Consider the following 23,006-nt stretch of genomic DNA (forward strand, 5'->3'; position numbering starts at 1 on the left):
AGCTCGAACTAAAGACGCTCTTGTGATCTGCATGCACATGAATGACGAACATCGGAAAGCCGTATGAGGGAAAACCTCACGTACGGTTTGATGAGGAGGGGCAGAACTTTCTGCCCTTTACTCTAGCGCAGCGTATCAAATTGGGTTGATATTTAGGTACGCTTTAAGCCTGCGCGGCATAGAGTAACGGTGAGTATTATAAACCTATGAAAAAAGGAAGCGGTATGTTCGTGCATCAAGCCATCGCAATACTAGATTCAGGAGTAGGAGGGCTGACCGTTGCCAAGGAAGTGATGAGGCAGCTGCCCCGGGAAAAAATCATTTATTTTGGAGATACGGCCAGAGCCCCCTATGGTCCCCGCTCTCCCGAACAGGTCCGCTTGTTTACAGAACAAATAGTCGACTTTTTGATTCAGTTTAATCCGAAAATGGTCGTGATTGCCTGCAATACGGCAACCGCCGCCGCCCTTGATTTTATTGCGGCCAAATTGACCATTCCGGTCATTGGCGTCATACACCCGGGAGCCAGGGCAGCCATCAGCGCCACAAAGACAGGACATGTCGGGGTAATCGGAACGGTCGGAACGATTCGAAGCGGAGCCTATCCGGCCGCTTTAATAGAGCTTTCTCCGTACATTCAAGTCGTCAGTGAAGCTTGTCCCGATCTCGTTCCTCTTGTAGAACAAGGCCAGTTTGATACGGAGCATACGAAGGAGGTCGTGCGAAGATCTTTGCACAGCATGCGCCAGAACGATATAGACTGTCTTATTCTGGGCTGCACCCACTATCCTTTTTTGCGGGGAGCGATCAGGGAAGTGATGGGGCCGGGCGTCAAGCTGATCAGTTCGGCTGAAGAGACAGCCAGGGAAATCAGCACGGTTTTGTACCAGAAAGGACAGCTTTCAAAAGGGGAAAAGACGCCTGTTCATCAATTTTTCTGCAGCGGCGATGTCAAGATGTTTCAGACGATAGCCTGGGAATGGCTGGATGAAGAAATCCAGCTGACTCCAATCGTGTGGCATGTGCGCCGGGCGGCCGGAGATGCGGTTTAAATTAAGTTAAAGTTAAAGCGCAGCCTGCCCTTCTTCTTCCGAAGCGGGCGGGTTTTAATTTAACTGATAAAGCGGCAACAAAATATGAAAGCGCATACTAAGGTGAGACATATCGGACAACAGGCCGGGCATACAGTGTTACCAAATGGAGGTGTTCTGTCATGCAGCTTTTTTACAAGGACAATCAGGAGAGGATCGTCAGTCTGGTTGACGAAAAATTCAGGTATGCGGAGCTTTGCTGCAAGTGCAGTCTGCTTCAGGACAGATATCCCTTTCTTCAGTTTGCTTCAATCGGTCAAAGCGTGCTGGGCAAGCCGATCTGGTGCATCCGGCTTGGAAACGGCAAACGAAAAGTCCATGTCAATGCTGCCGTTCATGCCAATGAATGGATTACAGCTCCCTTGCTGCTGCGATTCATTGAAGAATACGCCGCGGCGCTGGACGGAAAGGAAGCAGGGGCCAGGTGGAAGGGGGAAGCTGAACAGTGGTATCAGCGGAATACGCTTTGGGCTGTCCCGATGGCGAATCCGGATGGGGCCGATCTCGTTCAGGATGGACCGTTTCATTGCAATGCCTATAAGGCAAAGCTGATTGAGTGGAATAAAGGCTCCTTCGATTTCAGCCGTTGGAAAGCGAATATCAGGGGAGTCGACCTGAATGACCAATTCCCGGCTTTCTGGGAAGAAGAGCGGCAGCGGCGCGGCGCTCAGGGTCCGTCATCCCAGGATTACAGCGGCTTTAAACCGCTGAGTGAACCGGAAGCTGTGGCGCTGGCCAATCTGACGCTTCGGGAATCGTTCGACACGGTGCTGTCGCTGCACAGCCAGGGGAAGGAAATCTATTGGAACTATCGCGATTTCGAACCGGATGGAGCGGAAGGGCTTGCACGGCGATTAGCCGCTGCAGGCGGTTACCAGGCTGTGAAGCTTGGCGGAAGCGATGCGGGCTATAAGGATTGGTTCATTCAGGAGTTTCGGCGTCCAGGGTTTACAATCGAGGTGGGAGAAGGTGTGAATCCGCTGCCTGTGAAGGAGTTCGAGCCGATGTATGCGGAGGTTTCCGCTATACTGGCAGAGGCAATGCGTGCATGAGCTTTTCTGAAGCCTGAAAAATGGGTATCCTACTCCTGAAGGAGGGATAATCATGCAATGGAGAAAAATAGGGTCGATCCGGCGGTGGATCCATGTGTTCAAAATACTGCCGGGTCTGCTCTTTTCTGCCCGGGTGCCTTTAGCGGACAAGCTTCTGCTGCTCGTACCCGCCGTACTTTACTGGGTGCTGCCCGACGTGCTCCCTTTTATTCCTATTGATGACATGGCCGTTACGCTGCTGCTGATGAACTGGTTTGTAGATCGTACAGAACGGCGCAATCCGCCTCCTCGTCAGTGAGCAGAAGGACAGGCATTCGCGCTCCAAACTACAGGATTGTCCTTGCGCTTGGCAGGCAGATTCTTTACAATAGGAATGTTAGCTGTACTGATACTGATTAATGAACAGGAGCGAGAGCCATGAGCGTAAAGATAACCCGCAATGCGGCTAAAGTAATAAAGAAAGAGCTTGATAAAGAAGAGAACAAAGGGCTTGCGCTGAAAGTGTTCATCACGCATGCCCACGGCGATCATGCACATTACGGACTTGACCTGACGAAGCCCGGTGAAAATGACACGGTTGTTTCCACGGACAAAGATATTGATGTGATCATCGACCTTAGCGATCCGTTTCTGAACGGAGTCAAGATTGACTACCTGTATTTCCCGGAAGAAGGATTTGTGATTACGAATCCGTCCCAAGGAAACCACGGCGATCATTGATCGACCTGAATCAGAGGGAGAGATCATGGCCAACGACATCCGCGTTTGCGACAAATGCAAGTTTATCCGTATGAAAACCATTTTGCCGAAGCTGCAAAAAATGGCTCCTGACGCCGAAATCAAGGTCGGCTGCAAGTCGTACTGCGGCCCTTGCGGCAAGCGGGCTTTCGTTTATATTAACGGCCGTTATGTCAGCGCGCCGACCGAAGATGAAGTGCTCGCGAAAGCGAAGGCTTTCGTCAAGAAGCCCGTGCAGTCTTAGTATTAGTGCCGCTCTGATACTTCTTACAGTTCTGTTTGAACAGAGATCGGATTATAAGCAGGAATATGAAAAAGGCCCTCGCAGAAGGGCCTTTATTCTGTTCTCCTTGGCGGCAGAGGGCCGAGAAATTGATAATACTGGCACTCGATGCGACCATTGTACAGCTTGCGCCGTTTATCCGCCTTGCGGCCAAAATCGCTTTCGAACGTTTTGGTCGGGCTGAGGGCGAAGAAAGACCATGTCGGCAATTGAACGGAAAGCCGCCCAAGCTGGGCAATCAGCTTACGGACTTCTTTCTCCTCGCCAATTCTTTCTCCATAAGGCGGGTTTGTGATAAGGCACCCGTACTCGCCTGAAGGCTGTATACGGGCTGCCGGCAGAGCTTCGAATTTGATCTCTTTGGCAAAACCGGCCGCTTTTGCGGCAGCCTTGGCAATTTCAATCGCGCCCGGGTCGATGTCGCTGCCCGTAATTTCAAGCGGGATGGAATCGTCAAACGCATCGAACGCCTCATCCCGGGCTTCCTGCCACAGGCTGTCTGGTATAACAGGCCAGTTCTCCGAGTTGAAGGATCGGCGAAGCCCGGGAGCGACATTCCAGCCGATCATGGCCGCTTCAATCGGAAGCGTTCCGGAGCCGCAGCAGGGGTCGTAAAAAGGCCGGGACGGATTCCAGCGGCTGAGCTGGATTAAAGCGGCGGCCAGCGTCTCCTTGAGCGGGGCTTCGGTCGCATGCTTGCGGTAGCCGCGTTTATGCAGACCGGGACCGGTGGTATCCAGCGTCAGAAGCGCTTTGTCATTCAGCAAAATCACTTCAATGACATAACGCGGTCCGTTCTCGGGAAACCATTCGGTATGGTAGGTCTCCTTAAGCTTCTCTACGATCGCCTTCTTGACAATGCCTTGACACGCAGGGACACTGCTCAGCTGCGATTTGTGGGATCTGCCCTCAACCGGGAATTCACCGTTTGCCGGAATGAATTCCTGCCAGGGCAGCGCTTTGGTTCCTTCGAACAATTCGTCGAAGGTGCGGGCTTCGAACTCGCCCATTTTGATCAAGATGCGGTCTGAAGTACGAAGCCACAAATTGCAGCGGCAAATATCGATCAGACTGCCGGGAAAAGTGACCCTCCCGTTCTCGACCTTTGTATCGGTATAGCCCAGCTGCTGCAATTCCCGGGCGACTACCGCCTCAAGCCCCATCGGGGCCGTGGCGATTAATTCCAGTTGTACTGCCATGAATGTTCTCAACTCCGTTTTGACTTGTAGGGATCGTCCAAAAACCATACAATTTAGTATAGGATAATGTTACTCAAGATACAAACCAGTTTTGTAAGGATAAATCGAAGGAGGACGCTGTGATTACACCTGAACAATACAGCGAGGAGCTTTATAGTGAAGACGAAGTACTGATGAAAGTGAGACGCTCCATTGCGGAAGCCGGCATAAAGGACGTGTCGGTTGCAGCGGGCTATGGCCGGCTGCTTACGATGCTGGTCCGCTTGTCACGCGCTGAAGCAGTGCTTGAAATTGGCGCGCTGGGAGGATACAGCGGCATCTGCCTGGCCAGGGGGCTTTCGCCTTCCGGCAGGCTGCTGTCGCTGGAGCTGAGCGAAGTCAATGCCGAGCTGGCCCGCTGCAATGTAACGGAAGCGGGGTTTGGGGGCCAGGCGGAATATATGGTCGGCCCAGCATTGGACAGCCTTCGCCTTCTGGAGCAGCGGGGCGAACGGTTTGACTTGTTTTTTATAGATGCCGACAAGGAGAACTATCCGAACTATCTGGAACAAGCCATAGCCCTGGCCAATCCGGGCGCGGTGATTGTGGGTGACAACACGCTGCTGCGCGGACGAACCCTGAACCCGGACAAGAACGGCCCGTCGGTTCAGGCCATGCGCAGGTTCAATGAACAAATCGCGTCGGATCCGCGGCTGATGAGCACATTTCTGCCGGCTTTTGACGGACTTGCGCTGGCTATGGTCAGATAGAGCTGCCTGCTACCTTACAGATACAGCCTTGGCGCGTTTGCCGTACAGCTTGGTTCGGACCCAGACCGTGTTGATGAGCAGCATGATGCCGGCAATGACAAACAGGCCTTCGATGCCGATATAACCGGACAGGAAGCCGCCGATCATCGAACCGAGCAGATTGCCCAAAGCCAGCGTGCTGCTGTTGAACCCAAAAGCCCGGCTCTCCATGCCATCCGGCGTATACAGCCGGATCAATGCGTTTACGCTGGGGAGAAGGCCTCCCATACAGATTCCCATCAGAAATCTCACGATTATAAGCTGCCAAACCGACTGCACAAATGCTTGGGGAATCAGAGTGAGCGATGCCCCGATCAGGGCAAAGGTCAGGATGCGGTGAGATCCGATCTTATCGCTGAACCGTCCCAATATCGGGGATGAAACCATATTGGACATGCCGGTTACCGCGCTGACGAAGCCGGCCCAGAACGGCAGGTTTACTGCTGTGCCGTGCAGCTTTTCCACATAAAGCGGAAGGACGGACATAGGGCTGAGCATGGCGAACTGCAGCAAAAAAGTGACGGCGAACAGCGCGGGAAGCTGCGGGGTTTTGCCAAGCTCGCGAAAGCCGGCGAGCACGGAAACCTCACGCATCTTCGCCGCTTCCTGCCGGTCGAATTTCTCCCGGACCATGAACAGCGCCAGCATGGACGCGGCGAACAGCAGCAACCCGGTGATGTAGAAGATCGGCCGAAAACCGATATAATTCGCCATAAGCCCCCCGATGAGCGGACCGAGAATGGTCCCGGCCACGGTTCCCGACTGGATGATTCCCATCGCAAAGCCGATATTCTTCTTCGGCGTCGTGCTTGAAATGAGAGATACGGACGCCGGGTTGAAGCCGGAGATTGTACCGTTGAGCAGCCGCAGCAGCAGAAGCTGCCACGGCGAGGTGGCAAAGCCCATAAGCGAAATGACGATGGCCATGCCGAAGCCGGATCTGAGCAGCATTATTTTTCGTCCATATTTATCCGCAAGTTTCCCCCACAGCGGCTGAAACATGAAGGAGGTCGCGAAGTTCGCCGCAAAAATCAGCCCTGCCCAGAAGCCAAGCGCCTTTTCCCCGTGAACGTGCAAGTTTTGCGACAAGTACAGGGACAGGAAAGGCGTGATCATAGTCATCCCGGCATTGACCAGAAATGTGCCGAACCAAAGCACAATGAGATTGATCTTCCATGTTTTCAAAGTGCTTCACTCCTTTCGTAGACGAAGATTATGTACGACCAGTCAACACAATTATCCAGTATATCACATTTGATATAACTCACGGATGATTTCGCATTTTCATAGTTTTGTCATGGCTAGGCTTTTTGTGACGGTTGTTACTTACTATTAAAAAGGGCATAATGTAATTTAGGGATTTTTTTGTATTGGAGGCAGCCCTCATGACATATAATGACCGGTTTATCCGGGCCTGTTTCAAGCAGGCTGTGGATCAGGTTCCTGTTTGGTACATGCGTCAGGCAGGAAGATACGATCCGGAATACCGAAAAATTAAAGAAAAATTCACATTGCTCGAGATATGCAAACAGCCGGAGCTTGCCGCCGAAGTGACCATGATGCCCGTTCGCAAGCTCGGGGTAGACGCAGCGATTCTGTATTCAGACATCATGAATCCTGTTGCTTCGCTCGGCATCGAATTTGATATCGTGAAAAATATCGGCCCCGTGATCGAACATCCGATCCGCTCGGCTGCCGATATAGACCGTTTGAAACCGATCGACGTTGAAGGAGATCTGTCTCATATTTTGGAGACAATCCGCATCCTGAACCGCGAGCTGGACGTTCCGCTCATCACGTTTGCCGGAGCCCCGTTCACCATCGCCAGCTACCTGATCGAGGGGCGTCCTTCCAAAAGCTACATCCGCACCAAAAGCCTGATGTACGGCGAGCCGCAGCTTTGGCACCGTTTAATGGACAAGCTCGGCGACATGGTCATCGCTTACTTGCGGGCGCATGTCGGCAGCGGAGGGCAAGCCTTCCAGCTGTTTGACAGCTGGGTGGGAACGCTTGCGCCTAAGGATTTTGAACAGTATGTATTGCCGACGGTTACTCGTATCTTTACCGAACTTCAGGATTTGAATGTACCGAAAATCTATTTTCCCGGCGTAAGCTCGGGCGAGCTGCTGCCGCTTCTCGGCAAGCTTAAGGCTGATGTGATCGGACTGGACTGGCGTGTGTCCATTGCGGAAGGCCGGAAACGGCTGGGCGGGGGACATGCGGTGCAGGGCAATTTGGATCCTTATGTGCTTACGGCGCCAATGGAACTAATTAAAAGGCATGCCGCAGCAATTATAGATGAAGGCGTCCGGGAGCCCGGATTTGTCTTCAATCTCGGACACGGCCTGTTTCCGGAAGCTTCGCTGGACAAGCTCCGCGAGCTCACTGAATTTGTGCATGAATATTCGGCTGACGCCATCGGGCGCACAGCCCAAGGCGGGACGGTGTCCCGTCAATCCTAGTGGAAAGGTGGCTGCAGCATGAAAAGGCAAATTGGCGTTCTGGTTATGTCTTACGGCACCCCGGCAAGCATGGACCAGATCGAAGCATATTATACCCACATCAGACGCGGCAATCCGCCGACCGGGGAGCAGCTTCAGGAGCTGACAGACCGTTATGAAGCTATAGTGGGCGGCGTTTTTCCGCTTAGAGCGAATACGGACAAGCAGGCTTCCGCCCTTCAGGAGGCGCTGAACCGGATAACGGCCGAATCCGGCCGAGAGGCGGAATTTGTCTGTTACCAGGGCCTGAAGCATGCGGCTCCCTTCATTGAAGACGGCGTAAGCAAGATGGGGGAAGACGGCATTCGGGAAGCTGTCGGCATCGTGCTGGCCCCCCATTATTCCGTCATGAGCGTTGGCGGCTATATAAAACGGGCTCGGGAGAAAGCGGAAGCATGTGGTATCCGGATGAAATTCGTCAAGAGCTATCATTTGCATCCTGCCCTGATTGAAGCGCTGAGCCGCAGGGTTGCGGGCAAACTGGATCTGTTTGAGGAGGCCGGGGCGGTCAGGGATCAGGTCAAGGTGCTGTTCAGCGCACACAGCCTGCCGGCAAGGATTCTGGAGATGGGCGACCCGTACCGGGAGCAATTGCTTGAAACGTCCAGGGCGGTAGCGGAACAGACGGGCGTAAGCAACTGGCAGTTTACGTGGCAAAGCGCGGGACGCACTTCCGAGCCGTGGCTCGGGCCCGATATTTTGGACACTTTGAAAGAGCTCAGCGTAGAGCAGGTAGAAGACGTCCTTGTGGCGCCTGTCGGGTTTGTTTCCGACCATTTGGAAGTGCTGTACGATCTGGATATCGAAGCGAAAGCGGCAGCGAAGGAACTGGACATGCGGCTGGAACGGATCGAAATGCTGAACAGTGATCCGCTGTATATCAAAGCGCTGAGCGAATCGGTAATTCATGCTTGGGAAAAGGAATGAGACAAAGCGATGAGTGATTCTTCTTTATGCAAGATCGTGATCGTTGGCGGAGGACTGACAGGGCTTAGCGCGGCGTTTTATATCCGTAAATACTACCGTGAGAAGGGCCTAAATCCGCAAATTACCGTTCTGGAAAAAGGGAAAAAGCTTGGCGGCATGATTGAAACGCTGCATCGGGACGGTTTTGTGATCGAAAAAGGCCCAGATTCCTTCCTGGCCCGCAAAACGGCCATGATCGATTTGGCGAAAGAGCTGGAGCTTGACCATGAGCTGGTTCAGCAAAATCCGCAATCCAAGAAAACCTACATCGTCAGCCGGGGCAAACTGCATCCCATGCCGGGAGGACTCGTTCTGGGCATTCCGACGGAGATAGGACCGTTCATAAGGACCGGACTCATTTCAAATATTGGAAAAATCCGAGCCGCACTTGACTTTGTCAAACCGGCCCGCAAGGATGCCGGCGATGAATCGCTCGGCCATTTTATTGAACGCAGACTGGGCTCTGAAGTGCTGGAGAATGTGGCGGAGCCGCTGCTTGCCGGAATTTATGCCGGGGATACGAAACAATTAAGCCTTCTGGCTACTTTTCCCCAGTTTGCCGAGGTGGAGAAAGCTTACGGCAGCCTCATCCGCGGTATGATGACAGGGCGCAAGCCGGTTGAAACCCATACCGGAACGAAAAGAAGCGCGTTTCTTACCTTTCGCCAGGGGCTCCAGAGCCTGATTCACGGACTGATTCATGAACTGCACGATGTAGATCTGCGGACGGAGACTGAAGCAGTCGCGATACAGGCTGCGGGTCAGGACGGCTATGAGGTGGAGCTTGGCGGTGGAGAGAAGCTTTTGGCGGGTGAAGTGGTCATCGCTTCGCCTGCTTTTGCCGCTGCGGATTTGCTGCGTCCGCATATGGATTGCTCCTTGCTTGACACAATTAACTATGTATCCGTAGCCAACGTTGTGCTCGCATTTGACAAGCAGGATTTCGGGACAGAGTTTGATGGCTCCGGTTTCCTTGTTCCCCGCAAGGAAGGGCGCAATATTACGGCCTGCACCTGGACTTCGACGAAATGGCTGCATACCAGTCCCGATGATAAAGTGCTGCTTCGCTGCTATATTGGCCGCTCCGGAGCGGAAGAGAATGTCTTTCTCCCGGATGAGGAATTAACGGCTTTGGTGCTTAAAGATTTGAAAGAAGTCATGGGACTGGATGCGAAGCCGCTGTTTACGGAAATTACCCGGCTGCCGAAATCGATGCCGCAATATCCCGTAGGACATCTGGATAACATAGAGCGACTGCAGCAGGAGCTTCGCAACAAGCTGCCGGGAGTTTATATGACCGGAGCGGCCTTCAGGGGCGTGGGGATGCCTGATTGCATCAAGCAGGCCAAGGAACTGGCCCTTGAAATGGCGGATAGCCGATAAATAGATAATTTTTAGACCGAAGAAATAACGAATCAGAACCCTTTGCAGCGGCGGGGGTTCTATTTGTTCTTCGCAAGCTGATATAATAAGATCAGTTCGTTGCCAGGAGGCAGTATAAACTGTTGTTAGGAATGAGGAGTGAGCCATGTATCCGCCCAGATCAGAGAAATACAAACAAGAGAGAAAGAAAAAACAGCAGCGGCAGAGTCGCATCTGGATGCTTGTTAACCTGACGCTAATCGTAATCGTATGTTTGTTCGGCCTTTATCTTTATTATTATAAATCTTCGTCCAGCGGCGAGCCTGGCAATGAATCGCCGCCTGTCGCCATGGAAGAGAGCTCTCCGAATTCGGGAAACGGGAGCGATTCGCCTTCTTCCTCCGCAGAGGCGGATTTTAACGGCAGTGCTGGCCCTTCCTCCCCAGACCCGGCAGACGCATCTGCTTCGGCGGACCCCGAATCGTCCGAGGAGGCGGAACCTTCGGCAACGGGCACAGCTGCAGCTGCGGGAACGGCAAGCGGCGGCAGCAGTGGCAAAGCGGGCGATTCGCTGCTGCTGCATTTTGGCGGAGATACCCTGTTCACGGGCAAGGTAGCCGACAAGCTGGCGAAGGAAGGGTTCGATTATCCATTCCAATTTGTCAGCGGACTGTTTCAGGAAGACGACCTCACCGTGCTTAATCTGGAAACGCCGGTTACGGAACGGGGTGTAGGGGCGGAGAATAAACAATATGTGTTCAAGTCGTCGCCTCGGGCGCTTGACGCGATGTCCAGAGCGGGCGTGGATGCGGTCAATCTGGCCAACAATCACACGCTGGATCAGGGAGAAGAGGGCTTGCTGGATACGATGGATCACCTGAAAAATGCAGGCATTCCCTATGTAGGCGCCGGAGCCAATGCGGATGAGGCTTACGCTCCCTGTTATGTCGATCGCAAAGGGATCAAAATCGCCTTGTTCGGATTCAGCCGCGTGCTGCCGAAAGCGGACTGGAACGCAGGCAAGAACACGCCTGGTGTTGCCGGCGTATATGATCCTGGCCGGGCCTATGAGGCGATCGGGGAAGCCAAAAAGAAGGCGGACCTGGTTATTGTTGTCGCGCACTGGGGGAAAGAGCGCGTCCAGCAGCAGGACAGCAAACAGACGACGCTCGCCCACGGTTTCATTGACGCGGGAGCGGATCTGGTGATAGGCGGGCACCCTCATGTGCTGCAAGGACTTGAGCAATATAAAGGAAAATGGATTGCGTACAGCACGGGCAATTTTATTTTTACAAGATCCACGAACGAGAAAACCTGGGAAACCGCCATATTTGAAGCCCGCTGTTCCAAAGAGGGAAGTTGCAGCATGAAGCTGATTCCGTATGAAGCTGCGCTTGGCCAGCCTGTACCAATGGATTCCGTGAAGGGAGCAAGCCTACTTAAGGAGATTCAAGACCTCTCACCCGGGGTAACCGTTGACAATGAAGGAAACGTTCTGTCGAGGTAGCGCCTGCTGCTTCTATAACCTGTCATCAAAGCTGACAGAAGTAAAATAAAAGGGGCTACAGGTGACCAAGTGGATCAAGACACAGTAGAGTCGCCGTCCTGTCCGGAAGGGAGCGGTACATTTTGGAACGCTATTGCGCCGCGCACCGGGGATATTCCAGCGTTGCGCCCGAAAATACAATGGCTGCGGTCCGAATGGCCATGGAGGAGCCTTGCGTAAAGTGGATTGAAGTGGACGTTCAAATGTCGAGGGACGGAGTACCCGTCGTGATTCATGATTTTACGGTAAACCGCACAACGAACGGGCGCGGACCGGTCAAGGAGAAGACGCTTGCTGAGCTTAAAGCTTTGGATGCGGGCAGCTGGAAATCGGTGTTTTATGCAGGTGAACAAATTATGACACTGGATGAACTGCTGGATGAAGTCAAAGGAAGACTCAAGGTCAACCTTGAAATCAAAACGCAGGACGGGATGTATCCCGGTCTGGAGAAAAAAATCATAGAGGCTGTAAGGCGGCGGAACATGCAGAAAGAGGCGGTCCTGACTTCTTTTAATATAACCGCTCTGGGAAGAGTGAAGCGGGAGGATCCCGAGATCGTCACCGGACTGATTACGGACAGCAGACCCCCTGAGCTGTTCAGACGCCTTAAGGATTTGGGCTGCGGCTTCCTGTCGATCGGACACCGAAAAATCGGGACCGAGCTGGTGGCTGAGGCCGCGAAACGAAATGTGCAGATCATGGCCTGGACCGTGGACCGCGCCAGAACAATGCTGAGGCTGGCGGCTCTGAGCCGGGGCATCCTGATCTGCACCAACCGGCCGAACGTCTACAGGGAAACCTTTATCGAGCCGGCAGCAGCAACGGAAAGAAAAAGATGGTGGAGGCTGGGAAGATTATGAATTCAATGATTCGCAACGTTTATTGTGTAGGAAGAAACTACAGGCTGCATGCGGAGGAGCTGGGTAACGAAGTCCCTACCGAGCCGCTCATATTTCTAAAGCCGAGCCATGCGGTAGTCAAAATGGAAGGCCAGGAGATCTCGCTCCCGGCTAACCGGGGAGAAATCCATTATGAGGCGGAGTTGGTGATCCGGATTGGCCGTCCCTATGAGAAAGGCAAATCCATTCAGGAACTGGTAGACGTCATAGCTTTGGGTATAGACTTTACCTTGCGCGATGTGCAGACCGTACTTAAGAAGAAAGGCCACCCCTGGACGTCGGCCAAAGGTTTTCTTGGCTCGGCGCCGATTACGCCCTTTTTCGCGCTTCCGGCTCAAAGCGAGCTGGAAGGCACCGATTTTGTTCTGCTCAAGAACGGAGCCGAAGCGCAGCGGGGGAACATCAAAAATATGATTTTTTCTCTGCAGCAAATCGTAGACTATATTGCACAGCACTACGGTTTGGGCGAAGGCGATTTGATCTTTACCGGAACGCCTGAAGGCGTTGGTCGGATGGCTGCGGGGGACAAGCTGGAACTGTTCTGGGGCGAACGCGCCCTCGGCAGCTTCCGTATGGGAAGCAGGGAAAGCTAAGTGCTCGCCCACTGGCTGATCGGAGCTGCAGGCGCCTTCATCGTAGCGGGCGCTGCCTATTGGAGACGGTCATTGTCTTTGTCCGGCATGGCCTCCGCGATCCTGATGGGAACGATTTATTACAGGGCCGGCGATCTTTTCTGGTTCGGCATTCTGCTCACGTTCTTCATCACCTCTACGGCGTTGTCCAAATGGAAAGCGGAAGGCAAGCAGGAGTTGGAAAAATCTTATGCCAAAACCGGCAGACGCGACGCCGGGCAGGTTTTCGCCAACGGCGGGCTCGGCATGCTCGTCTGTCTAGGGAATTTCGTGCTGCCCAGTCCGCTATGGGTTTACGCTTTTGTCGGCATTATGGCGACGGTAACGGCGGATACGTGGGCTACGGAGCTTGGGGGGCTCAGCAGAAAGCCGCCCAGATCCGTGCTGACGGGAAAGCGGGTGCCAAGGGGAACCTCCGGCGGCGTTTCACTGGCCGGGAGCGCAGCCGCTCTTGCGGGCGGGCTTCTGATCGGAGCATTCGCCTGGCTGTTCCTGCGCATAAGCGGACATGCCCCCCACTCGCTTTCGCTTCCCGTTCAGCTGCTGCTGGGAGGCGCTGGCGGCCTTGCGGGCGCCTATGCCGATTCCATCATGGGAGCGAGTGTCCAGCGGATGTACCGCTGCGCCGTATGCGGCAAAGTGGTTGAGGTTTCGCACCACTGCGGCCAGCCTGCAGCCCGTCATCGCGGCTTGTCCTGGATGAGCAATGACGCGGTCAATCTGATCAGCTCGGCAGCAGGCGGCCTGGTCAGTTTGGGGCTCGGCTCTGTTTTTGGCTCCTGAACAAGGGGAGGATATCCGGGAAGGGGCAATTTTCGGTCTAAGCTGGATCCGGGAGGGAGCAGCCAGCCAGGACTCCCGGCCTTTCGACCGGCAAGGCCTATCAGGATGTTTGTTTAAATCATGCACAAAAGGAGACAAAATGAACATATTAACGGCAGAACAGCTGTCTAAAACCTATGGGGAAAAAGTTCTGTTCGATGGCGTCTCTTTCGGAATGGAAGATCAGGACAAAATCGGGCTGGTTGGCGTAAACGGCACGGGCAAATCTACTTTTTTGCGCGTTATAGCGGGCCTGGATACGCCGGATGAAGGTAAGGTATCCGTCAACAACGATGTGCGGATCCGCTACCTGGCCCAAAATCCGGACTATGATCCGGACGCGACGGTGCTCCAGCAGGTTTTCCGGGGGGAAGGCGAAGAGCTTCGTTCTGTGTTTCAATACATGGAGACGCTCCGGCTGCTTGAACAAAACGGCGATGACGCGGCCCTTCAGGAAAAGCTGGCGAAACTCGGCCAGACGATCGACCGGCTGCAGGCCTGGCAGCTTGAAAGTGAAGCCAAAAGCGTGCTGTCCAAGCTAGGCATCGAGGATGTTGACCGTAAAATGGGAGAGCTGTCAGGCGGACAGCGCAAGCGCGTCGCGTTGGCTTCGGCGCTGATCCAGCCTTCCGAGCTGCTAATCCTGGACGAGCCCACCAACCATATCGATAACGAATCGGTCGCATGGCTGGAACAGTATTTGCAGAAACGACGCGGCGCTTTGCTCATGATTACGCATGACCGCTATTTTTTGGACCGGGTATGCGACGTCATGCTGGAGCTGGACCGGGGCAACTTGTACCGGTATGATGCGAATTACACCCGCTTCCTGGAGCTGAAGGCCGAACGGGAAGAGCGTGAGGCATCGGCCGAGCAGAAGCGGCAAAATCTGCTCCGGACCGAGCTGGCCTGGATTCGCCGCGGAGCGAAAGCCAGATCCACGAAACAGAAGGCGCGTATTGAACGCTTCGAGAAGCTGATGGAGCAGGCTCCCGACCAGCGTTCAGCTTCGCTGGATATGTCCGTAGCATCTTCGCGCCTGGGGCGTAAAATTGTAGAAATTGACGATTTGCATTACACGGTCAATGGCCGCACGCTGATCTCGAACTTGACCTACACGGCCGTTCCGCACGACAGAGTCGGGATCATCGGGCCGAACGGAAGCGGCAAATCGACGCTGCTGAATCTGATTGCCGGACGGCTTAAGCCTACTGGAGGACATATTGAGCTGGGCCAGACCGTGAAGCTGGGCTATTACACGCAGGAGCATCAGGAGATGAAGCCGGACCAGCGCGTGATCGAATATATCAAGGAAGAAGCGGAAGTCGTAACAACGGCGGACGGCTCGCGCATTACCGCGTCCCAAATGCTGGAGCGCTTTTTATTCCCTTCCGCCATGCAGTGGACGCCAATCGGCAAGCTTTCGGGCGGTGAGAAGCGGCGCCTTTATTTGCTCCGCGTGCTCATGAGCGCGCCGAATGTGCTGCTGCTCGACGAACCGACCAACGATCTGGACATCCAGACGCTAAGTGTGCTTGAAGCTTATCTGGATGAATTTCCGGGCGCTGTATTTACCGTTTCCCATGATCGCTATTTTCTGGACCGGACGGTTGACAAGATCATGGCCTTTGAAGGGGCCGCAGTGGTAGCCGTGCATGTCGGAGACTACAGCGAATATGCGGAGCGGATTCGCACAGCCGGGGGCAGCGAAAGGAGCAAAGCGGAGGAAGGGCTGAACAAGCCGGGCAAAGACCGTGCGCTATCCGCTTCTGCGGTCACCGAAAACACCCGGCCAAGTCAGCCTGCGCGAACCGAGAAGCTGAAATTCAGCTATAACGAGCAGCGCGAATACGAGGCCATTGACGGCCTGGTGGAAGCCGCAGAGCAAAAGCTGGAGCGGATCAATGCGGAAATGGAAGGGGCGGCCAGCGATGCGGTTCGGCTTCAGGAGCTGATGCAGCAGCAGCAGGCGGCAGAGGCGGAGCTCGAGCGTTTGATTGAACGCTGGACGTATTTGAACGAGCTGGCGGAGCGCATCGAAGCTCAGCGCGGGTAACCCGAAAACAAACAGCGAAACGCCATCACGGGCAGTTTCGCTGTTTGTTTTTATATTTTTTTTGAATAGTATTTGGAAAATGCAATGACCAGCACGAGCTCGGCTACCAGCAAGGAAGCAACCATCAGGATCACCAGCCTGTCGGCCTTCATAAATCCTAGAGTCAGCACTAACACGCAAATGAGGTAGTTCATCGTCTTGCTGACCGAGTAACCTGTTTTTTCCCGGATTCGAACATTCCGTTCATCGTTCACCTCAATTGCCTTTACACGCTGGAATTCTTCATCCTTAGGCCTGCCCCGCACCAAGGTCGAAAGCAAGTTGCCGATTCCCAGAACGGTCATGGCCGAGCCTAAACCGATGCAAAGTCCGGAAACCATTTTATACGCATCCGAAGTCAGCACAAATCCGCCGAGAATAAGCAAAATCACTCCTGCCAGGGAGACGGCCACGTACCCCAATCTTTTGCTAGTGTTCATTTTCATCCTCCTCGTAAATAAAAATTTCTTCAATCGGCATCTGAAAATATCTGGCGATTTTAAACGCCAGCAGGATGGACGGATTGTAGCGGCCGTTTTCAAGCGAACCGATCGTTTGCCTGGAAACCTCCAGTGCCGCCGCCAATTCCTCCTGTTTAATGTTGCGCTGCTTGCGCAATTCTTCCAGCCTGTTCTTCAAGTCAGCACCTCGGTCCTAATGTAAAGTTAACTTTCCATTTGATCTTAGCACAGTATGGATTATATGTAAAGCAAACTTTCCATAAGTGGAATCTATAAAAAAATGACCTCCGCGAAAAAGCGGAAGTCATCTTGTGGCTGGCAGCAATCAGCTCATAATCGTCTCCGGATTGCTGCTTTCGGCAGCGGGAGGAACGAGCTTGGTTCTGCCGCCCATGTATGGACGGAGCGCACGCGGGACGTAGATCGATCCGTCTTCCTGCTGGTGATTTTCAAGCAGTGGGATGAGGATGCGGGGTGTCGCTACAGCCGTGTTGTTCAGCGTATGGCAGTACTCAAGCTTTCCGTCCTCGTCACGGTAGCGGATGTTCGACCGGCGAGCCTGAAAATCAAGCAGGTTGGACGACGAATGGGTTTCGCCGTAGCTGCCGCGGCTGGGCATCCACGTTTCGATGTCATACTGCTTGTAAGTTTTCTGCGACATGTCGCCGGTGCAGACGGCCATAACCCGGTAAGGCAGCTCCAGCAGCTGCAGAATTTCTTCGGCGTTGGCCGTAATTTCCTGAAGCAGTTGTTCCGAGAGAGCTGCATCGTTTCGGCAAAGGACGACCTGCTCCACCTTTGAAAACTGATGAACCCGGTACAGTCCGGTCGTATCCCTTCCGGCCGAGCCTACTTCGCTCCGGAAGCAGACCGACGCCGACGCTGCCCTGATCGGACATGCGACATCCACGATATCGCCGCTGTAATAGCTGATCAGCGGCACCTCCGCAGTCCCGACCAGCCACCGGTCCTCGCCCGCAATGCGGTACGACTGATCTTCGCCAAGCGGGAAAAAACCGGTATGCACCATGGCTTCCGTCCCCACCATGAGGGGCACCTCCATGCAGGTAAAGCCTTTGCGGACCAGTACATCGAGGGCAAGCTGCTGCACAGCGCGATGCAGCCAGAATCCGTCCCCTGTAAGGTAATAATTTCGGCTGCCGGCTGTTTTGACGCCGCGGGCGATATCGATCATGCCGTGCAGCTGTCCGAGCTGGACATGATCTTTGGGAGTGAAAGGAAATTCGGGCGCCTTGCCAAAGCTCCGGACCATAACATTATCCTGATCCGAGCTTCCTCGCGGCGTATCCGGCGATACCGGATTCGGGACAAGCAGCATGAGCCGGTTGAAATGGTCGACCGCTTCCCTCCAGACCCGCTGCGCTTCTTCCAGCCGGCTGTTGTTCTCTTTAACTTTTTGCTTGAGCGTTTGCGCTTCGGTTTTGCCGCCTTGCTGCATGGCCGCGTGAATGGCTCCCGTGAGCGCATTTCGATTTTGTCTGAGCTGCTCCATCTCCTGCAGCAGATTTCTCCGCTTTTGGTCCCACATAAGCAGGTCACTGAGTGAAACATCGATTCCTTTCTGGTCCGCGATTTCCTGAAGCTCTGCGGCATGTTCCCTGATCCATTTGATGTCAAGCATTTACACCGTCTCCTTTGTCCTAAAAATACAAAAAGCGCCCTCGTCTTTTGGGACGAGGAGCGCTTGGACTCGCGGTGCCACCCAACTTGACATTATTCCAGGGGAATAATGTCCTCTTTGGTTCCGCGGTAACGGGCGGTGCCGGTTAACTTAGGGGAGAGCCTTAAGCTTCCCTTGACGAAAACGCCTCCGAGTTGGATGCTCTTCACAGGCATAATCAGGAATTATTGACTTTTCACACAGTATAGCGAAGCGCGCCGTTTTTTGCAAGCAGGACAGGCGCTTGGCAGCCGTCTTTATATCCGGAAGCTCTATCTTAAGCGCCCACATACGCTCCAAGCAAACGCGCCGTATTCACCACGGCCTGCTTCGTCGTACGCTCCATGGCGTGGGAGGCGTGAACGCCCGGCCCGATCAGGGCTGCACGGATATTATGGCCAGCGCGCAGCGCTGCGGATGCGTCAGATCCGTACTGCGGGTAAATGTCGACGGCATACGGAATGTTTTCCCGTTTGGCCAGTTCAATCAACTTGCTTGTCATATCGTAATCATACGGACCGCTGGAATCTTTTGCGCAAATCGAAACGTCGGTCTCCTTGCAGGACAGGTCGTCGCCTATACAGCCCATATCCACAGCGATCATTTCCCGGATGCCTTCCGGGATAAAGGCGGCCCCATGGCCGACTTCTTCATAATTGGAAATGAGCAGCACCAGATCGCGTTTCGGTATCCACCCTTCACGCTTGGAGGATTCAAGCAGGCCAAACAGGGCGGCGACACTGGCTTTATCATCGATGTGGCGGGATTTGATGAACCCGCTCTTTGTTACGACGGCCCGCGCATCGAACGAAATGAAATCGCCGTTGTTAATGCCCAGCTTTAGCACATCGTCTTTGGTTTCAACGAGCTCATCGATGCGAACCTCCATATTTTTCTCCTGGCGCGGAAACTCTCTAGCATCGCTGTACACGTGAACGGAAGGATGCGTGGACAGGATCGTGCCGGTGTAGGTTCTGCCATCGCGCGTATGTATTTGGCAGTATTCATTTTCAATGCTGTGCATCATAAATCCGCCGACGGACGTAATGGCAAGTGTGCCGCGGGAGGTCACGGAACGGACGATCGCTCCCAAGGTATCGACGTGGGCGCTTAAGCAAAGCGGGCTCAAATGGTCTTCTCCCTGAAGTCTGAGAATGCCCCCGCCTTTCGCGTTACGCTCAAAGGGAACTCCCAGCTTGTCCGCTTCATCTTCTATGATCTGCATGACATGGTGGGTATATCCGCTCGGACTTGGTGTATCCAGCAGCTTTTTAAGCAGGGTAATGACGTATTCTTCATGGATGGTAATGGACATGGATATGGAACCTCCTGACAGAACCTGGATTAAATGTTTCCGTTATGAATGGCCGGATTTTCGGACGGTGCCCCTTCGGCATTTTCATTATTGGAAACCGCCGCTGGAGCAGGCGCATCCGGATCATAGCCGGTCTCATCCTGAATACGCTGCAGCTTGGCGTTCAGCTGCTTGACCTGTTTCTGCAACCGGAAGCTGCGATAAATGCCGAAGGCGCCAACAATAATTCCGCCAAGCAGCGTGCTGCCTAAAATGAGCAGTATAAGCGGAAGCGTCACGGAACCGAACAACAGATTGACCCGCACCGGATCTACATTAATAACCGCAAAAACGGCAGTGATCAAGGCGAAAATGAGCGCGAGAATCAGTGACCATTGTATTTTCAAATAAAAACCCCCTTATCTTTCTGTTTCACTACCTGTGAACAGTATAAAATCCCTTGCCCTGCCCGGGCAAGGGATTTGTTCAACTATAAGAAAGTATAAGTGAAAGCCCTATACTTTCTTATAGTTCTCGAAAGAAACGGATACCGTCTTTGTAAAGGACGGAATTGCCGTTTCTACTTGATCCGGAACATTACTTGGTGAGCTGCTCCATTTGCTCGATGACGTCCTTAAAGACGCTCATCGCGTCACGCACCGGCTGTGGTGAAGACATATCGACGCCGGCTTTGCTCAGAATATTGATGGAGTAATCACTGCCCCCGCTCTTGAGGAAGCCGAGATAGCGGTCCACGGCCGGCTGCCCCTCTTCCAGAATCTGTTTCGAAAAGCTGGTAGCTGCCGAGAAGCCTGTCGCGTATTTGTACACGTAAAAGCTTCTGTAGAAATGCGGAATGCGGGCCCATTCCATTTCGATATCTTTATCGACCACCATGTCATCGCCGTGATATTTGCGGTTCAGTTCATAGTAGATGGAGGACAGCTCCTGCGGCGTCATGGAAACGCCGGCTTCAGCGCGTTCATGAACGATCTTCTCGAATTCGGCAAACATCGTCTGGCGGAACACCGTCGTCCGGAACTGGTCTGCATAGTAAGTGAGCAGATACAGCTTTTGCTTCGGATTGTCGGCATGCTTAAGGAGATAATCCATCAGCAGCGCCTCGTTGGTTGTTGAAGCTACCTCGGCCAGGAAAATGGTATATTGGGCGTCGCGATAAGGCAGTGCTTCATCCGAATAATACGAGTGCAGCGCATGGCCCATTTCGTGCGCCAGGGTGAACATGCTGTTCAAATTGTCTTTGTGATTCAGCAGCACATAGGGATGGGTGCCGTAAGCGCCCCAGCTGTACGCGCCCGTACGTTTGCCTTCATTTTCATAAACGTCGATCCAGCGGTTATCGAAGCCTTCCTGAAGAGTCTTGATATAATCGTCTCCCAGCGGCTTAAGGCCTTCGGCGCACAATTGCTTGGCTTCTTCAAAAGAGATATCCCATTTGTATTCTTCCACGAGAGGAGCGAACAAATCGTACATATGCAGCTCATTCACGCCCAGCAGCTTTTTGCGAAGCTTCATATAGCGGTGAAGCAGCGGGAGGCTCTCGTGAATCGTGCTGATCAGATTGTTGTAGACATCCACGGAAATATTGTCTGAATAAAGCGACATTTCCAGAACGGAAGGATATTTGCGGGCCTTCGCGTAAAACATGTTTTTATTGATATTCGCACTCAGCGTAGCGGCGAGCGTGTTCTTTTGCTTGCTGTATGTTTCGTATACGGCTTTAAATGCCTGACGGCGCACTTCCCGGTCCGGATTCTCCAGGAATTGAATATAGCTGCCGTGGGTAAGTTCTACTTCTTTGCCGTTTTCATCCTTGATTTTCGGAAATTTCATGTCCGCATTGTTGAGCATGCCAAAAATGTTTTGGGGAGCTTGCGACAAGTTCCCGACCTGAGCCAGCAGCGCTTCCTCCGCTTTGGAGAGCACGTGTGCTTTCTCCCGTTTGATCTCTGTCAAGGTAAAGCGGAATGGCTTCAGTTCCTCGCTTTCGATCAGGTTGTCAAGCTCGGCTTCCGGTAAAGAGAGAATCTCCGGTGTGATAAAGGAAAGCGCCTCGCCGGCTTCAACGCTCAGCTTTTTAGCTTTTTCGAGCAGCGCCTGGTATGTAGGATTGGCGGTATCTTCGTCGTGGTGCAGGTGCGCGTATACAAAGAGACGTTCGGTTTCAAGGCCGAGGCGGTCTTCAAGTTCAAATATCGCCTTGATCTGTTCTGCGGAAGTCAGCTTGCCTTCAAATCCGGCTGCTTTCTTCAAGTCTTTCTTAAGCCCCTCGAAAGCCTGGTCCCAAGCCTGCTCGCTTGGAAAAATATCCTCCAGGTTCCAAGTGTTCTCTTTGGATACTTCGGAACGTTTAAGCAGTGTACTACTCATGGGTGAAATCCTCCTCGAATGAATATATGAAGACCTGTCATCCTGCCCTGCGGACAAGACATCTGAAGGCAAAGGCACGGCGGCAATGAGTACGCTGCCTGCCAGAAGAAGGGGGATGACGCTCGTTCTTTTCATAGTTCAAGGCCCGCTTTCTTTTTTGGCCTTTAGTATGACCCCTTTATCTGCCAATTATTTTGCCGTTGTCCGCAGCCTTTCACGACAGTTCAGGGGAAAAAACTGTAAATAATCAGAGCAAACGCGGCGACGACCATAAAGACAGAGAACAAGGCGAGTCCGCGTTTGAAGCGGGGCGGAATGTTATTTCTGCTGAGCAGCACTACGATCGCCATTGCGAAAGCTACAATGACAAAGATGGTAACATCTGAAGAATTCATAATATTCGTTCTCATACTCCTTCGGCTTTTAAGATAAACCGGCTGATTCAAATTTCCTTAAACGCGTTCATAATGTCCTGCCACTCCGCTTCCCGGTCCTTGAAATCTTCCTTCGGGAAACGCTTTTCAGCCCATTGCATCAGAGCCGGACGGCTGAGGAAAGTATGGCTTTCTTCGCCCCATTGATCGGAAATTTCCCGTAAGATCAGCGACTTTCCTTGAACTTCAACGGTCATCATGTTCCATTTGTCTTTTTTGTAAATTTGGTGCTTTTTGATCATGGCTTGACCTGCTCCATTTCTCCTGATGATTTAGATGTAATCTTTTTTAAAAATCATAACCCAGCATTTACCGGAAAGCAAATGATATACGGGGCGTAATATGACCCGGCCATTTCCGGTTTGGCGTACAAGTTTACTTAGCAAGCGCTTTAAATCATACATTGCATTCTCAAAACGGATGCAGTATAATACAGGTAATCGTCCTCGATGACGATATTTTTAGGAGGTTGTTCACTTGAAAGGTACAGTTAAATGGTTTAACGCAGAAAAAGGCTATGGCTTCATTCAAGTTGAAGGTGGCGAAGACGTATTTGTACACTTCTCCGCAATCCAAGGCGAAGGCTTCAAAACTTTGGACGAAGGTCAGGAAGTTGAATTCGAAATTACTGAAGGCAACCGTGGCCCTCAAGCCGCTAACGTAATCAAATTATAAGAAGGTCTCCGCTTAGGGCGGATAACTTATAAAGTTTAGGTTTCGGCACATGATAAAGACACAGCTTCTCGTAAGCTGTGTCTTTTTGCTGAGCTT

25 protein-coding genes are annotated in these 23,006 nt (G+C 53.0%); 15 read left to right on the plus strand and 10 right to left on the minus strand.

Going from position 1 to position 23,006, the window contains the following annotated elements; translation table 11 throughout:
* Positions 1-224 precede the first annotated feature (224 nt).
* From racE to K7397_RS18720, 5 genes are all read left to right on the plus strand, one after another.
* Entirely contained in the window at positions 225-1,052 is an 828-nt protein-coding gene (gene racE, locus K7397_RS18700; protein WP_223069861.1) for a glutamate racemase, read from the plus strand.
* 161 nt (positions 1,053-1,213) lie between these two features.
* Complete coding sequence (locus K7397_RS18705; protein WP_223069864.1) at positions 1,214-2,143, plus strand: M14 family metallopeptidase; 930 nt, start codon at positions 1,214-1,216, stop codon at positions 2,141-2,143.
* Positions 2,144-2,195: 52 nt separating this feature from the next.
* The gene (locus K7397_RS18710; protein WP_223069867.1) at positions 2,196-2,441 is read left to right on the plus strand and encodes a YkvA family protein; all 246 of its coding nucleotides are present in this window, start codon (positions 2,196-2,198) and stop codon (positions 2,439-2,441) included.
* Positions 2,442-2,560: 119 nt separating this feature from the next.
* Positions 2,561-2,863, plus strand: a complete 303-nt coding sequence (locus K7397_RS18715) for a HesB/IscA family protein (RefSeq protein ID WP_223069869.1) — start codon at positions 2,561-2,563, stop codon at positions 2,861-2,863.
* A 25-nt stretch (positions 2,864-2,888) separates the two neighbouring features.
* A complete protein-coding gene (locus tag K7397_RS18720; protein WP_223069871.1) occupies positions 2,889-3,125 on the plus strand; it encodes a YuzB family protein in 237 nt (78 codons plus the stop codon).
* A 92-nt stretch (positions 3,126-3,217) separates the two neighbouring features.
* Here the strand turns inward: K7397_RS18720 and K7397_RS18725 are convergent, their stop codons facing one another.
* Positions 3,218-4,363 (minus strand): THUMP domain-containing class I SAM-dependent RNA methyltransferase, encoded by a 1,146-nt coding sequence (locus K7397_RS18725; protein WP_223069873.1) that lies wholly within the window; start codon positions 4,361-4,363, stop codon positions 3,218-3,220.
* Positions 4,364-4,482: 119 nt separating this feature from the next.
* On the opposite strand from K7397_RS18725, the gene K7397_RS18730 reads away from it, so the two are divergent.
* Complete coding sequence (locus K7397_RS18730) at positions 4,483-5,112, plus strand: O-methyltransferase (protein WP_337926762.1); 630 nt, start codon at positions 4,483-4,485, stop codon at positions 5,110-5,112.
* A 9-nt stretch (positions 5,113-5,121) separates the two neighbouring features.
* Here the strand turns inward: K7397_RS18730 and K7397_RS18735 are convergent, their stop codons facing one another.
* Positions 5,122-6,336 (minus strand): MFS transporter, encoded by a 1,215-nt coding sequence (locus K7397_RS18735; RefSeq protein ID WP_223069875.1) that lies wholly within the window; start codon positions 6,334-6,336, stop codon positions 5,122-5,124.
* A gap of 200 nt (positions 6,337-6,536) precedes the next feature.
* Between K7397_RS18735 and hemE the strand changes: the two genes are divergently transcribed.
* From hemE to K7397_RS18775, 8 genes are all read left to right on the plus strand, one after another.
* Entirely contained in the window at positions 6,537-7,613 is a 1,077-nt protein-coding gene (gene hemE, locus K7397_RS18740) for a uroporphyrinogen decarboxylase (RefSeq protein WP_223069883.1), read from the plus strand.
* Positions 7,614-7,631: 18 nt separating this feature from the next.
* Positions 7,632-8,579, plus strand: coding sequence for a ferrochelatase (gene hemH, locus K7397_RS18745; RefSeq protein WP_223069887.1), 948 nt, complete (start codon positions 7,632-7,634; stop codon positions 8,577-8,579).
* A gap of 9 nt (positions 8,580-8,588) precedes the next feature.
* Positions 8,589-10,001, plus strand: a complete 1,413-nt coding sequence (hemG, locus tag K7397_RS18750; protein WP_223069891.1) for a protoporphyrinogen oxidase — start codon at positions 8,589-8,591, stop codon at positions 9,999-10,001.
* 145 nt (positions 10,002-10,146) lie between these two features.
* Positions 10,147-11,487 (plus strand): CapA family protein, encoded by a 1,341-nt coding sequence (locus tag K7397_RS18755; RefSeq protein WP_223069894.1) that lies wholly within the window; start codon positions 10,147-10,149, stop codon positions 11,485-11,487.
* 122 nt (positions 11,488-11,609) lie between these two features.
* Entirely contained in the window at positions 11,610-12,386 is a 777-nt protein-coding gene (locus K7397_RS18760) for a glycerophosphodiester phosphodiesterase (RefSeq protein ID WP_223069896.1), read from the plus strand.
* On the plus strand, positions 12,383-13,018 hold the full coding sequence (locus K7397_RS18765; RefSeq protein ID WP_223069899.1) for a fumarylacetoacetate hydrolase family protein: 636 nt from the start codon (positions 12,383-12,385) through the stop codon (positions 13,016-13,018). Before K7397_RS18760 ends, K7397_RS18765 begins: the two co-directional genes overlap by 4 nt.
* A complete protein-coding gene (locus K7397_RS18770; RefSeq protein ID WP_223069902.1) occupies positions 13,019-13,840 on the plus strand; it encodes a DUF92 domain-containing protein in 822 nt (273 codons plus the stop codon). It abuts the gene before it with no gap.
* A gap of 139 nt (positions 13,841-13,979) precedes the next feature.
* Entirely contained in the window at positions 13,980-15,935 is a 1,956-nt protein-coding gene (locus K7397_RS18775; RefSeq protein WP_223069905.1) for an ABC-F family ATP-binding cassette domain-containing protein, read from the plus strand.
* A 50-nt stretch (positions 15,936-15,985) separates the two neighbouring features.
* Here K7397_RS18775 and K7397_RS18780 read toward each other — a convergent pair whose 3' ends face one another.
* The 8 genes from K7397_RS18780 to K7397_RS18815 form a co-directional block, all read right to left on the minus strand.
* Positions 15,986-16,414 (minus strand): hypothetical protein, encoded by a 429-nt coding sequence (locus K7397_RS18780; protein ID WP_223069908.1) that lies wholly within the window; start codon positions 16,412-16,414, stop codon positions 15,986-15,988.
* On the minus strand, positions 16,404-16,613 hold the full coding sequence (locus K7397_RS18785; protein ID WP_223069915.1) for a helix-turn-helix transcriptional regulator: 210 nt from the start codon (positions 16,611-16,613) through the stop codon (positions 16,404-16,406). The genes K7397_RS18780 and K7397_RS18785 overlap by 11 nt, the downstream gene beginning before the upstream one ends.
* A 147-nt stretch (positions 16,614-16,760) precedes the next feature.
* Positions 16,761-18,077: a serine--tRNA ligase gene (serS, locus tag K7397_RS18790; RefSeq protein ID WP_223069919.1), complete on the minus strand. Its 1,317-nt coding sequence runs from the start codon at positions 18,075-18,077 to the stop codon at positions 16,761-16,763.
* A 316-nt stretch (positions 18,078-18,393) separates the two neighbouring features.
* Positions 18,394-19,431 (minus strand): M42 family metallopeptidase, encoded by a 1,038-nt coding sequence (locus K7397_RS18795; protein ID WP_223069921.1) that lies wholly within the window; start codon positions 19,429-19,431, stop codon positions 18,394-18,396.
* 29 nt (positions 19,432-19,460) lie between these two features.
* Positions 19,461-19,817, minus strand: coding sequence for a LapA family protein (locus K7397_RS18800; RefSeq protein WP_223069924.1), 357 nt, complete (start codon positions 19,815-19,817; stop codon positions 19,461-19,463).
* Positions 19,818-20,007: 190 nt separating this feature from the next.
* Positions 20,008-21,801, minus strand: a complete 1,794-nt coding sequence (gene pepF / locus K7397_RS18805) for an oligoendopeptidase F (RefSeq protein WP_237691048.1) — start codon at positions 21,799-21,801, stop codon at positions 20,008-20,010.
* A 224-nt stretch (positions 21,802-22,025) separates the two neighbouring features.
* Positions 22,026-22,196, minus strand: coding sequence for a hypothetical protein (locus tag K7397_RS18810; protein ID WP_223069927.1), 171 nt, complete (start codon positions 22,194-22,196; stop codon positions 22,026-22,028).
* Positions 22,197-22,243: 47 nt separating this feature from the next.
* Complete coding sequence (locus K7397_RS18815) at positions 22,244-22,477, minus strand: hypothetical protein (RefSeq protein ID WP_223069930.1); 234 nt, start codon at positions 22,475-22,477, stop codon at positions 22,244-22,246.
* Positions 22,478-22,712: 235 nt separating this feature from the next.
* Here K7397_RS18815 and K7397_RS18820 point away from each other — a divergent pair, with 235 nt between their 5' ends.
* Positions 22,713-22,910 (plus strand): cold shock domain-containing protein, encoded by a 198-nt coding sequence (locus K7397_RS18820; protein ID WP_223069932.1) that lies wholly within the window; start codon positions 22,713-22,715, stop codon positions 22,908-22,910.
* The last annotated feature ends 96 nt before the right edge of the window (positions 22,911-23,006 follow it).

This window comes from Paenibacillus caui (genome assembly GCF_019904135.1).
Taxonomy (GTDB): Bacteria; Bacillota; Bacilli; order Paenibacillales; family Paenibacillaceae; genus Fontibacillus; species Fontibacillus caui.

What these genes read in the sequence shown, in the direction of transcription:
- racE (WP_223069861.1), top strand. Translation starts at nt 225, where the DNA reads ATGTTCGTGCATCAAGCCATCGCAATACTAGATTCAGGAGTAGGAGGG.
- K7397_RS18705 (WP_223069864.1), top strand. Translation starts at nt 1,214, where the DNA reads ATGCAGCTTTTTTACAAGGACAATCAGGAGAGGATCGTCAGTCTGGTT.
- K7397_RS18710 (WP_223069867.1), top strand. Translation starts at nt 2,196, where the DNA reads ATGCAATGGAGAAAAATAGGGTCGATCCGGCGGTGGATCCATGTGTTC.
- K7397_RS18715 (WP_223069869.1), top strand. Translation starts at nt 2,561, where the DNA reads ATGAGCGTAAAGATAACCCGCAATGCGGCTAAAGTAATAAAGAAAGAG.
- K7397_RS18720 (WP_223069871.1), top strand. Translation starts at nt 2,889, where the DNA reads ATGGCCAACGACATCCGCGTTTGCGACAAATGCAAGTTTATCCGTATG.
- K7397_RS18725 (WP_223069873.1), bottom strand. Translation starts at nt 4,363, where the DNA reads ATGGCAGTACAACTGGAATTAATCGCCACGGCCCCGATGGGGCTTGAG.
- hemE (WP_223069883.1), top strand. Translation starts at nt 6,537, where the DNA reads ATGACATATAATGACCGGTTTATCCGGGCCTGTTTCAAGCAGGCTGTG.
- hemH (WP_223069887.1), top strand. Translation starts at nt 7,632, where the DNA reads ATGAAAAGGCAAATTGGCGTTCTGGTTATGTCTTACGGCACCCCGGCA.
- hemG (WP_223069891.1), top strand. Translation starts at nt 8,589, where the DNA reads ATGAGTGATTCTTCTTTATGCAAGATCGTGATCGTTGGCGGAGGACTG.
- K7397_RS18755 (WP_223069894.1), top strand. Translation starts at nt 10,147, where the DNA reads ATGTATCCGCCCAGATCAGAGAAATACAAACAAGAGAGAAAGAAAAAA.
- K7397_RS18765 (WP_223069899.1), top strand. Translation starts at nt 12,383, where the DNA reads ATGAATTCAATGATTCGCAACGTTTATTGTGTAGGAAGAAACTACAGG.
- K7397_RS18775 (WP_223069905.1), top strand. Translation starts at nt 13,980, where the DNA reads ATGAACATATTAACGGCAGAACAGCTGTCTAAAACCTATGGGGAAAAA.
- K7397_RS18780 (WP_223069908.1), bottom strand. Translation starts at nt 16,414, where the DNA reads ATGAACACTAGCAAAAGATTGGGGTACGTGGCCGTCTCCCTGGCAGGA.
- serS (WP_223069919.1), bottom strand. Translation starts at nt 18,077, where the DNA reads ATGCTTGACATCAAATGGATCAGGGAACATGCCGCAGAGCTTCAGGAA.
- K7397_RS18795 (WP_223069921.1), bottom strand. Translation starts at nt 19,431, where the DNA reads ATGTCCATTACCATCCATGAAGAATACGTCATTACCCTGCTTAAAAAG.
- pepF (WP_237691048.1), bottom strand. Translation starts at nt 21,801, where the DNA reads ATGAGTAGTACACTGCTTAAACGTTCCGAAGTATCCAAAGAGAACACT.
- K7397_RS18810 (WP_223069927.1), bottom strand. Translation starts at nt 22,196, where the DNA reads ATGAATTCTTCAGATGTTACCATCTTTGTCATTGTAGCTTTCGCAATG.
- K7397_RS18815 (WP_223069930.1), bottom strand. Translation starts at nt 22,477, where the DNA reads ATGATCAAAAAGCACCAAATTTACAAAAAAGACAAATGGAACATGATG.